Below are 14,767 nucleotides of genomic sequence, written 5' to 3' on the forward strand. Positions count from 1 at the left end.
ACGGCGTGGCGTCAAGTTTTTGGAATGTTTAGCGCAGATTAGATGGTGCTTATCATTTGCGCTGATACCTCTTTTGCGGACAAAAAATCCCTGAGTTCACAGTTATTATGCGCGCTTAAAGGCGGCTGCCGCGACACCCATCGCAATCAACGCACCACCACCAACACGCGAGAACCATTCCAATACAAATGAATGCGCTATTTTAGACCTTAGCTTGTCAGCCAGCAGAGCATAGGTCAGTGCATTTATAGCTGCGAGCCCCACAAAGGTTAGGATCAAAATACTGAACTGCGGCAAAAGTGGACTGTCGACTGCGATGAACTGTGGAACAAAAGCGATGAAAAATATGATGGATTTTGGGTTGAGCGCGGTAACAGCTGCGGCGTGCCCGAATACCTTTGAAGCGCTGGTGTAGGACACTTTTTCTAAATCACCAAGCGATGCGGTCGACGCGCTTTTAAAGAGTTTGATGCCTAGATAAACAAGGTAAATTGCACCGACCCATTTGATCACAGTAAAGAGGGCAGCTGAGGCCAAAACCAAAGCACCCAAACCTGCGAGCGATGCCGTCATCGCGATAAAATCACCGAGAGCAACGCCGCCGACCGTCGCAAGCGCAACGCGCTTTCCTTGGCTAATGGCATAGCTGAGAACAAGCAGAACCGTTGGTCCAGGGATGAGAAGCAGTGCTATTGAAGCGGCGACAAACGCCAGCCAGATTTGAAAATCCATTGGAATGCCTTTCCAAGCTTTTTCAAAGTCAGCCATAGCTTCAACGGACAGTAAAGAAAAATATGCCTGTATCATCGTGGTGGCGTGCAGTCTTGGGCGGACTGGATGCTAATCCGTAGTCACTTCATGCCCTACACATACAAAAACGGCCACGCTTTTTAAGCGCAGCCGTTTGTATTTTCAAATTTGAAAAGCTTAGTCGCGGTATTTCGACATCAACATTGACCCGTTGGTGCCGCCAAAACCAAACGAGTTGGTCATGACCGTATCAAGGCCTGCATTGTCGACGAGCCCTGTGGCGATTTCGCCGACGTTGATCGCGGGGTCCAATGTTTCCACGTTGATTGATGGTGCGATGAAGTCATTTTGCAGCATGAGCAAACAGTAGACGGCTTCTTGTGCGCCTGTGGCCCCTTGCGAGTGACCCGTCATGGATTTCGTGGATGAAATGAGTGGGGTCGTGCCTGTGCCGAACACACGACGCACCGCTTCGACTTCGCCAACATCGCCCACAGGGGTCGATGTGCCATGCGCGTTGATGTAGCCGACTTTGCGATCTTTTGGCAGGGTTTGCAGTGCCAAACGCATTGCGCGCTCGCCGCCCTCACCAGAGGGGGCTACCATGTCGTGGCCGTCTGATGTGGCTGCAAATCCAGTGACTTCTGCATAGATTTTCGCGCCGCGTGCTTTTGCGTGCTCCAATTCCTCGAGAACCAAAATTGCGCCACCACCGCCAATGACAAAACCATCACGGTCGGCATCAAACGCGCGGGATGCTTTTGTGGGGGTGTCGTTGTACTTGCTGGACATCGCGCCCATGGCATCGAAAAGGCAAGACAAGGTCCAGTCCAATTCTTCGCCACCGCCTGCAAACATGACGTCTTGTTTGCCCATCATGATCTGCTCTGACGCAGAACCAATGCAGTGCAGTGATGTGGAACAGGCAGAGGTGATGGAATAGTTGATGCCCTTGATTTTAAAGGCGGTCGCAAGGTTCGCAGAAATCGTAGAGCCCATGCATTTAGGCACAGCAAACGGCCCGATGCGTTTTGTGGCGCCTGATTTCAGCACAGCTTGGTGCGAGGCAAACATCGTTGATGTTGACGGACCGCCAGAGCCCGCGATCAGGCCTGTGCGCTCGTTAACAACGTCTTTTTCTTCCAGACCCGCGTCAGCAATAGCTTGCGACATAGCGATAGAGGCATACGCCGCCCCTGGTCCCATGAACCGCAAAGCCCGCTTTTCAACGTGGTCTTTGATGTCGAGTTTGATGTTGCCCGCGATTTGGCTGCGAAATCCGTATTCTTTCATATCCTCATTGGCAGTGATGCCAGAGGTACCTGCTTTGAGAGAGGCCAAAACCTCATCAGCGTTGTTGCCAATTGACGAGACAACGCCAAGACCAGTGATAACGACACGACGCATGGTGTGCTCCCTTTATACGTTTGCTCTTTTGTAAGGCAGGCGGGGGGAAAGGTGCAAGGGGATAGGCAGCTGCGGCGGGTGTATGGCTGGCGCGCATAGGGGATTTTGACGGGTAAATGTGCACAACATTGAGGTGGATCAAGCGTGTTACCTGATTGAGATGCTAGGATCATGGTGAAACTGGGAGAATGTCATCATGTTAAATGTTACTAAACCGAACTCGGATCGTGTGGAAATTGAGCTTTCTGGTCATCTGGACGCTGATGGTATGCGCTTGGGCTTAGATCGTTTGATCGAAGTGTCCGAGAATGTGCGCCACGGGCAGATGTTATACACGATTTCGGATTTTTCCATGCCGACTTTGGGGGCCTTTGGTGTTGAAGTGGGCCGCCTTCCGAAACTTTTCGGGCTGTTGGGGAAGTTTGATAAATGCGCGGTCATCTGCGACACCGCGTGGCTGAGAAAAGCCGCGATGGTTGAGGGCGCTCTTTTTCCGGGGCTCGACATCAAAAGTTTTGAGCCAAGTGAAACCGCACAAGCCGAAGCATGGTTGACGTCAAGCTAGGCCTAAGGGCTATGCGGACTTCAGCGTATCAAAACGAAAACAAGCGACAGGTTTGACGCTGCCGCTTGTTCCAAATTTGTCTCAGACAGTGATCGCCAAAGCGACTTAGCTCTCGGACAAAGCCACTTTCATGTCTTTCACTTCATAAGCCAATTCGCCGTCAATTTTGACGATACCGTCCGCGACACCCATGGTTAGGCGGCGGGTTTGGATGGCTTTGGTAAAGTTGATCTCATAGGTCAAAAGCTTGGCTTCTGGGCGTACCATGGCTTTGAGTTTGATCTCGCCAACACCTAAAGCATAGCCGCGACCTGTCCAGCCGCGCCAGCCAAGGTTAAATCCTGTCAGCTGCCACAGACCATCAAGGCCAAGACAGCCAGGCATAATCGGGTTGCCTGGAAAGTGGCATTCAAAGAACCACAGGTCTGGGGTGATGTCGAATTCCGCCATCACGTGACCTTTGCCATGTGCGCCGCCATCGCTTGAGATGTCGGTGATGCGGTCCATCATCAACATGGGTGGGGCTGGAAGTTGGGCGTTGCCTTCGCCAAACAATTCGCCGCGCGAACATTTCAATAGGTCTTCTTTGGTGAAGCTTGTCGGAAAATCGGCCATGGATGCGATTGCCTTATGTTAGGGTCTTTTTCAGGTTTGGCTGTCTTTATCACTGTGAAAGCAATTGGTGCAAGTGTACAGGGTCAGCGGCGATGTGCCGTATTTATGGGAATTTTGTTTGAAAAATACCTCTGTAAGGCTTTATAGTACGGGAAACCCGCGCAGGGTGCCTTGAGGAAGGCACTCACTGGCACATTTTGAAACGGCACCCAAATGACACAATCCATGATACAAGAGACGACCATGGCCGCGCTGCAAACACAGCGGGGGGAAGCTTGGCTGGCCAAAGCTGATGTGCGCCCAACACGGCAACGCGTTGCTTTGGCTGCGATGTTGGTGGGGGATGGGCAAGATCGTCATGTCACCGCTGAAAGCTTGTTTGCCTCGGTCTGTGCGTCGAGTGAAAAAGTGTCTTTGGCCACGGTCTATAATACGTTGCGCACGTTTTGCGATGCAGGGCTGATGCAAGAGGTCACAGTGGATGGCACGCGGTCTTACTTTGACACCAATATGAAAGAGCACCCGCATTTTTACTGGGAAAACAGTGGCGAACTTACGGATGCGCCTGCGGAAGCACTGCAAATCGTTGGTCTGCCAGATGCGCCTGAGGGTACTGAAATCGCTTCGGTCGATGTCGTGATCCGCTTGCGCAAAACCTAAGGCGCGCTGGACACAAAAGCGGCCAATCCGCGGAGCCATGTGTTGATTTCGACCGCAACGCCGTCTGTTTCAAATCTTTGTAAAGTGTCTACAGACCACTGGTTTGGGGAAAGCTGCGTGAAAAATGCAGCGCGCTCGACCTCAAGCTGCACGGGCAGTGTTAATGCCTGTGCTGCGGCCAAAAGCTGTAAGCAAGATTGCACGCTGCGCATTTGGCGAAAAGCATCCATCATCGGGGCGATTAGTTTGGGGTCATCGCGCCACGTTTGATCGAAAAGCGCCGTGACACGTTGCCCGGCACCAAGACATTGATAGGCGACGCACCCCGAATAACCTTTTCGTGTCAGGTCTTTATGGATAGAGCAGCCGGATGTCGCAGGCGACAGATTGTGGCACGGGCTGCCCGCCGTTTTGCTGTGTGCAAAGCTATCGCCCTGATCAAAGGCCAAAGCCAGACAGCAAAGTTCGGCACACTTGGCGCAGTCAGAGGCGAAATCATTCAGATCAATCATGCTCTACAGGTGCCATTGGCGGCACAGCGGCGCAAGAAAAAAGGCGACGCATCATATGTGCGCCGCCTAAATCTGTCGTAGCGTTCGGGCAGATGGCCCGCGCCGAATGTGGCTTATGCGATTTCAACAAGCTCAATGTCGAATGTCAGGTCTTTGCCTGCCAACATGTGGTTCGCATCAAGTGTCACTGTCTCTTCTTCGATCGACACAACAGACACGGGAATCACTTGGCCCTCTGGAGATTGCATTTGCAACTGCATGCCAACTTCGAGTGGAATATCTGCAGGGATCATTTCGCGCGGCACGTTTTGTTGGGCGTCATCTTGGCGTTGGCCATAGGCTTCGTCAGCGACAGCCACGATGGTTTTCTTTTCGCCAACAGTCATGCCGATCATTTCTTTGTCCATACCGACAATGACTTGGCCCGCGCCAACTGTGAATTCCAATGGATCTCGGCCTTCCGAACTGTCGAAAACAGTGCCATCGTCCAATGTACCTTTGTAGTGAATGCGTACTTTGTCGCCAGATTTTACGTCGCTCATGATGCGTCCTTACTATGGGTTGCGCCGCACGCTTCGTTGGGGTGCCGCCATTATTTCTGGCGGGCAAGATAGGGATGTGGACACAGATGTAAACCCGATGATCCAGTTGGTCTTAAAACCATTGCCCCGGCTCCATCAGCCCCAGATCAAGCAATTGTTGCGAGTGCCAATCAAATGGCACGGAATTGTGCCAACGAAAGGTGTCGATATCAAAGGATGAACCCGCGTTTTCTTTTAGCGCCTTAGCTGTGCGAAAGCTGCCAATAGCTGCAGTGATATTGTGATGCCATGGGCAGGAATACGTGTTGTATTCTTCCATATTAAACGTGTGATCTTCGCGCAGCTCTAGACCTTTTTGGGATTTGAATATCGCGATCCGATCAATACGGCGACGTGCGATAGGCATATGTTCCTCAAACCGCCACCGCAGCCCACCAAAGAAATCAAGCTGGCGTTCTTTAGGGGCATCTGCCCGCTGCAAAGCATAATAGCCCGATTTGTCTAAATACGCAGTCTCAATGGACACGCCGTTTGGATGCTCATGTAGATCGCCCGCGTACAGATCAACCACATAGGTCAACATGCTGTCGCGGCGCTCTTCGGTGTGAAATGCCAGCATATCGCCGACTGAGCGGGTTTCGCAAAACGGGTAGAATAGATATTCGGCGTTGTAACAATAGTACATCCAAATATCGGGGGCTGCGGCGATCAGTGCATTGATCGCCTGTGTCAGCATCTGCGGGGCGCGGGTGTTATAGGTGATGCGATGAGTTTTTAGTTCAATGGGTTTTGGCAGGGTCACATCGTCGGGCGCGAACAAGATCACCGATTTAAACCCCAATGACAGATGGTGGCGCACGCAGGTGTCCACCTCAGTCGGGTCTTCGGCAAAAATGATCGCAATTGGCCCTTTGGCCAGCGCATCTTTGCCGTCTTTTAAAAAGGTTTCTAAGCTGTCAAAGCGCATGGGGTCTCCTGAACACTGCATTCAGTGTTTCTGTTCGTGATAAAAAAGCCATGAAGACCGGCAGATTGCAAGCGCTGTGGACACAATCTTGGTGCAAGACTGGGGCAATCTGCCCCCTATTTCGCGCCTGCGCCGTTTATCGCCTGAGTTGGTTATGTGCTGTGGATTGCAAGCTGCTTTGGTATTGTGTAGCAAGGCGCTTCAAAAGCACCCTTTCAACGCACGGAATTCTGGCATGGCTGACACAAAGTCTGATACAAAAGCTGAAGTAAAAAAGCTGTTCGTTAAGACGTACGGCTGCCAAATGAACGTTTACGATTCCGAGCGTATGGTCGAGGCATTGGGTGGGTCTGGCTATGTCGAAGTGAGCAGCCCTGAAGAAGCTGATATGATTTTGCTGAACACCTGTCACATCCGTGAAAAAGCGGCTGAAAAGGTGTATTCCGATCTGGGGCGTTTTAAAGATATCAAGCTGGCGAACCCGAATTTGAAGGTTGGCGTGGCGGGCTGTGTTGCGCAGGCCGAGGGCGAAGAAATCATCCGCCGTCAGCCTATGGTCGATCTTGTTGTCGGCTCGCAAGCTTATCATCGTCTGCCCGAACTTGAGGCAAAGGTGGGCAACGGCGTGACAGCTGTTGATACCGATTTCCCTGAAGTTGATAAATTCACTGCCATGCCCAATCGGCCCAAAGCGCGGCGTGCGCCAGCGGCGTTTTTGACGGTGCAAGAAGGCTGTGACAAATTCTGTGCATTCTGTGTCGTGCCTTATACACGTGGCGCCGAAGTGTCACGCCCTGCCGACCGTGTCTTGCGTGAAGCGCAAGATCTTGTTGAGCGTGGTGTGCGCGAAATTACCCTTTTGGGCCAGAATGTTAATGCCTATCACGGGCAGGCCACCGGTGGTTCGAAAGACACGTGGGGCTTGGCGCAGCTCATCCGTAAATTGGCTGAAGTGGACGGATTGGAACGTATCCGGTTCACCACATCACACCCCAATGACATGGAAGACGATCTGATCGCAGCCCATGGCGACTGTGCGAAATTAATGCCCTATTTGCACCTGCCTGTGCAATCTGGGTCGAACAAAATTCTCAAAGCGATGAACCGCAAGCACACAGCTGAGCAATACATCGAACTGATGAAACGCATGCGCGCGGCGCGCCCTGATATGGCGCTGTCTGGTGATTTTATTGTCGGCTTCCCCGGTGAGACAGAACAAGATTTTGAAGACACCATGGCACTGGTGCGCGAAGTGAAATATGCATCAGCCTATTCTTTCAAATACTCACCGCGCCCTGGTACACCAGCGGCTGAAAAAGACGGCAAAATGGTCGACCACGCTGTGGCTATGGATCGTTTGCACCGTCTGCAGGCGTTGATTTCAGAGCAACAATATGCGTTTCAAGAAAGCATGGTTGGCCGCGATGTTTCTGTGTTGTTCGAGAAAAAAGGCCGCCAAGAGGGGCAGATGATCGGCAAGTCCGAATATCTTCACGCGGTGCATGCCTCTGTTGAAGGTGTCAATATTGGTGACATCCGGCGCGTGAGAATCACCCAAAGCAAAACGAACTCGCTTGAAGGTCAATTGATTGACTGATTTGTTATTTGGTAACGCCTGAGTCTAAATATAGGCCGCGCCATTTAAAAATATCCATGTGCTTTACGTTGCGTCGACAAAGCGGCAATATTTGCGGTATCGTTTTCAATATGGGCACAATATATGGTAATTTTTCTTCACAATGATGCGTAATTTGTTATGTATGCACCAAATTTGCGGGTACTACGCCGAAATGTTGATCTAGTCGATGCGTCGAGTGGGAAAGCCTGAAAAAGTTAATCAAAGGGGACTGAAGACGTGACGAACGAACTTCTTTCTAAAGCACGAGCCACGCTTGCTGGCTCATTGGTTGCTGCTATGGCTTTTGCGGGCTCGGCGGCGCACGCGCAAACGATCTCTGGTGGCGAAAGCTATGAACCCACCATCTGGATCGATCCAGATGGGTGTGAGCACTGGGTGATGGATGATGGTATTGAGGGCTATATGGACCTTAAAGTTGACCGTCAGGGCATGCCCACGTGCCATCCCGTTCAAACGTGTGCTGTGATGAATTCAGATCAGCTTTTCGGGACAGGACGGTCTGCTATTTCTGCGACAGGTCGCAAACATTTGGCTGACTTTTTTGCAACGGCAGGGGCGACAGCCTACACGATCATAGGTCACACAGACAGTCGTGGCTCTGATGAATACAACATGAAACTTAGCGCCAACCGTGCCAATACTGTTGCAGGAATCGCAAAGCAAGCTGGCGTGCGGGTTGCTGATGTGCGTGGCTACGGCGAGCGTATGCCAATCGCATCCAACGCAACGGCCGCTGGTATGCAAAAGAACCGCCGCGTCGAAATCATTTGTATCAAATAAGGAGCGAACGCATGAAAGCTATTAAAGGCATTGCCATTCTGTCTGTCGCTGTTTCTTTGTCTGCCTGTGAAACTGGCCTAACTGAGCTCGCGAGTGGTAATAAGCGCGACAAAACAGTCGATCGGGGTTTTGACTCAAAGCATTTGTCCACGCTGCAAGCTGGAATTTGGATTGATCCCATTGGGTGCGATCACTGGATTATTGACGATGGGGTTGAGGGCTATCTATCTCCTCGTGTTGATAAATACGGTAAGCCTGTGTGTTCTGGTTCGGCCGCGCCAAGCACAGCAATTGGTGATTTTAAAGAGGGCGGTTCAAGCCTTTTTGGTGACCCTGTCTAAGCGCACCGATTGTACTATTCTAAAAGCCGCTCAGTTTTGGGCGGCTTTTTTGGTGGCGTAATGCTGTGCAAACTTGTGCGCAGGGTTGCGCCTATTTCTGCTTGCTGGTGGAATCTTGCGGATCACGTCTTGCGTCCGTCACAATCCCTTGGCACCCTCTACATATAGACATATGACGAGTCGGAGACACATTTGGCCACCACCGAGCTTTCCCCCCCGCTGATGCAAGATAACGGTCACGAAACTCTGTTAGAGTTTGATGACAATAGATCTCTTATAGATCTTTGCGGTGAATATGATCGTAACCTGGCACAGATTGAAACCAATCTTTCCGTACAAATTGTGCGACGCGGAAATATTTTGGCTGTGATGGGCGATGTTGAACCTCGCGCACTGGCATGTTCGACGTTAACCGAATTGTATCTCAAGCTGGATGCGGGGCGCGACATCGACGAGGGCGAAATTGCTGGCACCATTCGCATGGGAAAAAGCGTTAAAGGTCGAAGCAGCAAAGCCGAAGCACGTCGCGGTGATGGCGCTTTCCCTGCGGATCAAATCGAAATGTTCAAAGGCTCAGGCTCTGAAATCAAGACCCGTAAAAAAACCATCGAGCCGCGCACTGAGGCACAAAAGGCGTATGTGGAGAGTCTGTTCAAAAGCGAGTTGGCCTTTGGCATCGGGCCTGCTGGTACGGGCAAAACATACCTCGCGGTAGCTGTGGGGGTGAACATGTTCATCAACGGGCATGTCGATAAGATTATCTTATCGCGCCCTGCTGTGGAAGCGGGCGAGCGTTTGGGTTTTTTGCCCGGTGATATGGGGGAAAAAGTCGATCCCTATATGCAACCGCTTTACGATGCTTTGAATGACTTTTTGCCAGCCAAACTGGTGAGCAAGCTCAAAGAAGAAAAAACCATCGAAATTGCACCTTTGGCATTTATGCGTGGGCGCACACTTAGTCGCGCTTTTGTGGTGTTGGACGAGGCGCAAAACGCCACAACCATGCAGATGAAGATGTTTTTAACCCGCTTGGGCGAAGGCTCGCGCATGGTGATCACTGGCGATCGCACTCAAATCGATTTGCCGCGCGGCGTGCCATCGGGTCTGCGTGATGCCGAACGGATTTTGGCGGGTGTTAAAAACGTGGACTTTAATTATTTCACCTCAAAAGATGTTGTGCGTCATGCGCTTGTGGCCGCCATCATTGAAGCCTATGAGGCTGACGAGGCCAAGTGAGGGCATCTGCCTTTTCGTGTGCCTTGTATGTTTGGTGCGATTTTGAGTTTTGAAAGCGGGCGTTGAGCGCGATGCAAATTGACATTGATATTACGGACCCGCGGTGGGCTAACCTTGGGTTGGCGGCTATTGCCGAGACCGCGATGGGGGCTGTTCTGGGGCGACTTGGCCTTGATGCGGATGACTGCGAAGTTTCCATTCTTGGGTGTGATGACACTCGGATCAAAGAGTTGAACGCCGATTTTCGCGAAAAAGACAAAGCCACTAATGTGCTGTCATGGCCGGCTGAGGAACGTGGTGCAGGTGAGGGTCAAGTGCCCGATCTGCCCGCGCCGGATGTGTTCGGCGCAATTGAGCTTGGCGATATCGCTATATCTTACGACACTTGCGCGACCGAAGCCGCCGCGGCACTAAAGCCATTAGAGCATCATGTGACCCATTTGGTTATTCATGGTTTGTTACATTTGCTTGGATATGATCACATAAATGATGCAGATGCGGCGTTAATGGAAGCGCTTGAAACAGAACTACTTGAAACTATGGGTATCCCTGACCCATATTAAGGGTCTTAGCCGCATTTCGGCTGTAAATTTGGAAAGGACGCATGGGCGACACCGAGCCTGGGTCTTCTACGGCAGCGCAAAGCGCGCGCCCAGACCCCAAGAGAGCCTCAGATATGAGCCTCTCCCCGAACGACACGAGCCACGGCTCTGAGAAAACTGCCTCCAAACCGAGCTGGTTTGCACGCGCGTTTTCTGTTTTCTCACCGCAAATGCCTGCGGTCACGCCTGTGATCGGCACCCCAGAACCCAGCGTTCCTGTTGAACGCCCTGGCATGATGAACCTGCGATCTATGCGGGTTGATGATGTGGCTGTGCCCAAAGCTGAAATCACGGCTGTGCCAGCAGACATTGAAAAAGACGATTTGGTTAAAGTGTTCCGTGAAAGCGGCAACACACGGCTGCCTGTTTACAACGGCACGCTGGACACACCTATCGGGCTTATTCACCTCAAAGATTTCGCGCTTCATCACGGGTTCAACGCCAAAGGCGAGCCATTCAATCTTGAAAAAATGCTACGCCCTTTGATCTTTGCGCCGCCCTCAATGCCCATCGGGGTGCTTTTGACCAAAATGCAAACTGACCGTATGCACATGGCTTTGGTTATTGATGAATACGGCGGCGTTGATGGTTTGGTGACGCTCGAAGATTTGGTCGAGCAAGTGATCGGCGAGATCGAAGATGAACACGACATCGAAGAAGACGTGTTTTGGACTCTTGTCGAAGATGGCATTTACATTGCCCAAGCGCGCACGCCGTTGGATGATTTCGAAGACGAAATTGGTCTGCGCCTCACGCCTGATGATGCCGACGAAGAAATCGAAACGCTTGGCGGGCTTGTATTCTTGCTCACGGGGCGGGTGCCAGTGCGTGGCGAAGTGATCCCGCATCCCTCGGGTGCTGAATTCGAAATCATCGATGCCGATCCGCGTCGTATCAAACGCATTCGCGTGCGTTTGCCCAATGCCGCACGCGCCCCCAAAACGTTGATGGGCGCATTGTCGTCTGCCATTGAAACGGCTTCGGCCTAACGATGTATACGGTGCAGCGTTTCAAGGCTGTCATGTGTAAACCGCAGATGCGTGCGTTTATCGCGGGTATTATATGTGCCTTTGGCCAAGCACCGTGGCAATCTACGGTCTTGGCAGTGCTTGGATATGCTGTGGCGGCTGTGCTTTGGGCGCAGTCGTCCAGCCCGCGCAATGCGGCTCATGTAGGTTGGTTTTTCGGGCTCGGCACGTTTTTAATTTCTGTGTCATGGCTGGCAGAACCGTTCTTGGTCGAACCCGAACGCCATGCATGGATGATCCCCTTTGCCTTGGCTGGCATGGCGGGTGGTTTGGCTCTATTTTGGGCCTTGGCCTTTTATCTGTCCAAGCGGGTGAGGACGGGCCTTTGGGGGCTCGTGGCCTTTTGGGGGCTCGCTGAATTGGCGCGCGGTTATGTTTTAACGGGCTTTCCTTGGGCTTTGCCCGCCTATATTTGGCTCGATACTCCTGTGGCACAGATCGCGTCCTACATTGGGCCATATGGCCTGACGGCAATGACCTTTGGTTTGGCTGCCCTGTGCGCGCGGGCTTACCTGAAAAAAAGCTATGTGGCCGCTGCGTGGCCGATTGTTTATGTCTGCGCTATGGTCGGCAGCGGTGCATTTATCTTTGCGCAACCTTTGCCTGCAGACACTGACCACACCTTGCGCATCGTACAACCCAATGCTGCACAGCATCTCAAGTGGGATCCTGCGTATATTCCGATCTTTTTTGAGCGCGCGCTTGATTTGTCTGCGCCCGAGGGGGCGGATTTAGTGATCTGGCCAGAAACCTCAGTCGCAGCACCGCTGTATGCCGCTCAGCCATATCTTGAACAAATAGCAACCCGTTCAGCGCCAGTTCAAACTGTGGTCGGGTTGCAGCGCGTAGAAGGGTATCGTGGCTACAATTCGGCTGCCGTTATTGGCACTGGCGGCGCGGTGACGCAGATATATGACAAGCGCCATTTGGTGCCGTTTGGTGAATATATGCCCTTGCCAAACATCATGAACGCACTTGGTTTACGCAGTTTTACGGCGCAAGAAGGATACGGGTTTTCAGCAGGAACAGAGGCAGCACTGTTTGATTTTGGCCCATTGGGCAAAGCGCTGCCCTTAATTTGTTACGAGGCGATTTTTCCCCGCGACACCCGCAGTGAAACCCGCCCCGATTGGCTTTTACAGATCACCAATGACGCATGGTTTGGCAAGCTGTCTGGCCCGCAGCAAAGTCTGGCCCAAGCGCGGTTCCGCGCGATTGAATTGGGCCTGCCGATGGTGCGTGCGGCCAATACGGGCGTATCTGCTATCACAGATGCGCGCGGCACTGTGCGCGCGTTTATTCCTTTGGGCCAAGCGGGTGCTCTCAACGCTATTTTGCCGTCTGCCTTGCCACCCACGCTCTACGCTCGTTTGGGCGAACGCGGTGTTTTCGGTTTCTTAATCTTTGTTGCTGTATGTGCATGGTTGCTGCCCCTTAGGCGCATATTCCGAAAAACCGTTTGACCCTGACAAGACCGAGCTATATCGCAACTGGACATCGGCCCAACACAACGGCTTCCTGACGTGATGGGCGACATAAAACTGGAGCACCACCCATGTCTCGTAAAAATTATATTTTCACTTCGGAATCTGTTTCCGAAGGCCATCCCGATAAAGTGTGTGATCGCATTTCTGATGCTGTTCTGGATGCATTCCTAACCGAAGAACCCGAAGCGCGGGTTGCAGCAGAAACGTTTGCCACCACCGACCGCGTTGTTATTGGCGGCGAAGTTGGCCTGTCTGACCCCGAAAAACTCAAAGAGTATATGGGTAAGATTGATGGCATTGTGCGCGATTGCGTGCGTGACATTGGCTATGAACAAGAGAAGTTCCATTGGAACACGCTCCAAGTGTCGAATTATCTGCATGAACAATCTGCGCATATCGCTCAAGGCGTTGATGCGTCTGGCGACAAAGATGAGGGCGCTGGCGATCAGGGCATCATGTTTGGCTATGCCACGCGCGAGACTGACGCGTTGATGCCTGCACCTGTGCACTACGCCCATGCCATTTTGCGCCGTTTGGCCGAAGTGCGCAAAGATGGCACAGAACCACGCCTTGGCCCAGATGCGAAATCTCAGCTTTCTGTACAATACCGTGACGGCAAACCTGTTGGTATTTCGTCCTTGGTTTTATCCACGCAGCATCTTGATGAGACAATGACTTCTGCGGACGTTCGCGATCTAATTACGCCATATATTCTGGATGTCCTGCCCGAAGGTTGGATCACGCCAGACACCATTTGGCACGTGAACCCGACTGGTAAATTCGTGATCGGTGGCCCCGATGGGGATGCCGGATTGACGGGCCGTAAAATTATCGTCGACACTTACGGTGGTGCGGCCCCACATGGTGGCGGCGCCTTTTCGGGCAAAGACCCAACCAAAGTGGACCGCTCGGCGGCTTACGCAGCACGGTATTTGGCGAAAAACGTCGTAGCGAACGGACTAACGGAAAGCGCAACCATGAAACGAGCCTAAAAAACCAGCGTGCCCAAGCCGCGGCCGACAAAAGCGGACCTGAAGCAAACAGCCAAAACCAAGACACAGCGCAGCAAAGCGGCAAAAGCCAAAACCAACGATAGAACCCCGAGCGGCATGCGCACCAAACGCGATCCGAACAAACCGAAACACACAAAAACAAAAGCGTACGGACAAATAGCGAGCCCAACAGACACCAACGCAGCAAATTCAAGCGAACCCACACAACTGCCCCAAGATGCAAGCAAAACTAACCAAACGCAAAAAGGCTGAATCAAACACACGGCACAGCAAACCACCCCCCTTCCGCACACCACGCCCAACCCGCACCCCAGCCTCAAAAAACAAGCCATGCAGCAACGCCCCACCACTGACAAAGCAAGAACCACGACACAGAAGACAAACCCGAAAAACCCCACACCCGCCCCACAGCAAGCTGGCCAACCTCGGCGCAATTGCCAAAGCCGTCCCCAAGCAAACAAAAACAATCAACCGCAAAAAAAATAGCAGACCGAAAATCTCAAGGCAGCCAAAAAACATAGAGGGGAATGAAAGACGAACACCGAGAGCAAAACAATTAAGACAACGACCAAACGCAAAAGAAAAACCCATTACAGCCACAACGGCGCGACACACCGAGACAA

Annotated in this window: 15 protein-coding genes, 1 pseudogene and 1 riboswitch; of the genes and pseudogenes, 10 read left to right on the forward strand and 6 right to left on the reverse strand. The window is 52.2% G+C overall.

Annotated elements, in window-relative coordinates; translation table 11 throughout:
- Nucleotides 1–105: 105 nt before the first annotated feature.
- Together BM025_RS06055 and fabB are read right to left on the reverse strand one after the other, a co-directional pair.
- The gene (locus BM025_RS06055; protein WP_085848980.1) at nucleotides 106–732 is read right to left on the reverse strand and encodes a LysE family translocator; all 627 of its coding nucleotides are present in this window, start codon (nucleotides 730–732) and stop codon (nucleotides 106–108) included.
- A gap of 195 nt (nucleotides 733–927) precedes the next feature.
- Nucleotides 928–2,157, reverse strand: a complete 1,230-nt coding sequence (gene fabB / locus BM025_RS06060; RefSeq protein ID WP_085848856.1) for a beta-ketoacyl-ACP synthase I — start codon at nucleotides 2,155–2,157, stop codon at nucleotides 928–930.
- A gap of 196 nt (nucleotides 2,158–2,353) precedes the next feature.
- Here fabB and BM025_RS06065 point away from each other — a divergent pair, with 196 nt between their 5' ends.
- Nucleotides 2,354–2,722, forward strand: a complete 369-nt coding sequence (locus BM025_RS06065; RefSeq protein ID WP_085848858.1) for a SpoIIAA family protein — start codon at nucleotides 2,354–2,356, stop codon at nucleotides 2,720–2,722.
- Between the two features lie 105 nt (nucleotides 2,723–2,827).
- Here BM025_RS06065 and fabA read toward each other — a convergent pair whose 3' ends face one another.
- Nucleotides 2,828–3,337 carry a bifunctional 3-hydroxydecanoyl-ACP dehydratase/trans-2-decenoyl-ACP isomerase gene (gene fabA, locus BM025_RS06070; RefSeq protein ID WP_085848860.1) on the reverse strand — a complete coding sequence of 170 codons (510 nt, stop codon included), beginning with the start codon at nucleotides 3,335–3,337 and terminating at the stop codon, nucleotides 2,828–2,830.
- A gap of 225 nt (nucleotides 3,338–3,562) precedes the next feature.
- Here fabA and irrA point away from each other — a divergent pair, with 225 nt between their 5' ends.
- A complete protein-coding gene (gene irrA, locus BM025_RS06075; RefSeq protein ID WP_370738058.1) occupies nucleotides 3,563–3,997 on the forward strand; it encodes an iron response transcriptional regulator IrrA in 435 nt (144 codons plus the stop codon).
- On the opposite strand, the gene BM025_RS06080 is transcribed toward irrA, so the two are convergent.
- The 3 genes from BM025_RS06080 to BM025_RS06090 form a co-directional block, all read right to left on the reverse strand.
- A complete protein-coding gene (locus BM025_RS06080; protein ID WP_085848862.1) occupies nucleotides 3,994–4,509 on the reverse strand; it encodes a hypothetical protein in 516 nt (171 codons plus the stop codon). The two genes, irrA and BM025_RS06080, sit on opposite strands and share 4 nt — an antisense overlap.
- Nucleotides 4,510–4,622: 113 nt before the next feature.
- A complete protein-coding gene (locus BM025_RS06085; protein WP_085848864.1) occupies nucleotides 4,623–5,051 on the reverse strand; it encodes an FKBP-type peptidyl-prolyl cis-trans isomerase in 429 nt (142 codons plus the stop codon).
- A 112-nt stretch (nucleotides 5,052–5,163) separates the two neighbouring features.
- Nucleotides 5,164–6,018 (reverse strand): glycosyltransferase family 2 protein, encoded by an 855-nt coding sequence (locus BM025_RS06090; RefSeq protein ID WP_085848865.1) that lies wholly within the window; start codon nucleotides 6,016–6,018, stop codon nucleotides 5,164–5,166.
- A gap of 235 nt (nucleotides 6,019–6,253) precedes the next feature.
- Here BM025_RS06090 and miaB point away from each other — a divergent pair, with 235 nt between their 5' ends.
- From miaB to metK, 8 genes and pseudogenes are all read left to right on the forward strand, one after another.
- On the forward strand, nucleotides 6,254–7,615 hold the full coding sequence (miaB, locus tag BM025_RS06095) for a tRNA (N6-isopentenyl adenosine(37)-C2)-methylthiotransferase MiaB (protein ID WP_085848982.1): 1,362 nt from the start codon (nucleotides 6,254–6,256) through the stop codon (nucleotides 7,613–7,615).
- Nucleotides 7,616–7,933: 318 nt separating this feature from the next.
- Complete coding sequence (locus BM025_RS06100) at nucleotides 7,934–8,437, forward strand: OmpA family protein (protein ID WP_085848983.1); 504 nt, start codon at nucleotides 7,934–7,936, stop codon at nucleotides 8,435–8,437.
- A gap of 11 nt (nucleotides 8,438–8,448) precedes the next feature.
- Nucleotides 8,449–8,778, forward strand: a complete 330-nt coding sequence (locus tag BM025_RS06105; protein WP_085848867.1) for a hypothetical protein — start codon at nucleotides 8,449–8,451, stop codon at nucleotides 8,776–8,778.
- 192 nt (nucleotides 8,779–8,970) lie between these two features.
- Entirely contained in the window at nucleotides 8,971–10,014 is a 1,044-nt protein-coding gene (locus BM025_RS06110) for a PhoH family protein (RefSeq protein WP_370738059.1), read from the forward strand.
- A 71-nt stretch (nucleotides 10,015–10,085) separates the two neighbouring features.
- Nucleotides 10,086–10,577: an rRNA maturation RNase YbeY gene (ybeY, locus tag BM025_RS06115; protein ID WP_085848869.1), complete on the forward strand. Its 492-nt coding sequence runs from the start codon at nucleotides 10,086–10,088 to the stop codon at nucleotides 10,575–10,577.
- Between the two features lie 41 nt (nucleotides 10,578–10,618).
- On the forward strand, nucleotides 10,619–11,605 hold the full coding sequence (locus tag BM025_RS06120) for a transporter associated domain-containing protein (RefSeq protein ID WP_085848871.1): 987 nt from the start codon (nucleotides 10,619–10,621) through the stop codon (nucleotides 11,603–11,605).
- 32 nt (nucleotides 11,606–11,637) lie between these two features.
- Nucleotides 11,638–13,107, forward strand: coding sequence for an apolipoprotein N-acyltransferase (gene lnt, locus BM025_RS06125; RefSeq protein ID WP_085848985.1), 1,470 nt, complete (start codon nucleotides 11,638–11,640; stop codon nucleotides 13,105–13,107).
- 36 nt (nucleotides 13,108–13,143) lie between these two features.
- Nucleotides 13,144–13,193, forward strand: a riboswitch (SAM-SAH riboswitch).
- A gap of 6 nt (nucleotides 13,194–13,199) precedes the next feature.
- A pseudogene (gene metK / locus BM025_RS06130) lies at nucleotides 13,200–14,396 on the forward strand (methionine adenosyltransferase).
- Nucleotides 14,397–14,767 lie beyond the last annotated feature (371 nt).

The sequence above is a fragment of the Pacificibacter marinus genome, assembly GCF_900109555.1.
Taxonomy (GTDB): domain Bacteria; phylum Pseudomonadota; class Alphaproteobacteria; order Rhodobacterales; family Rhodobacteraceae; genus Celeribacter; species Celeribacter marinus_C.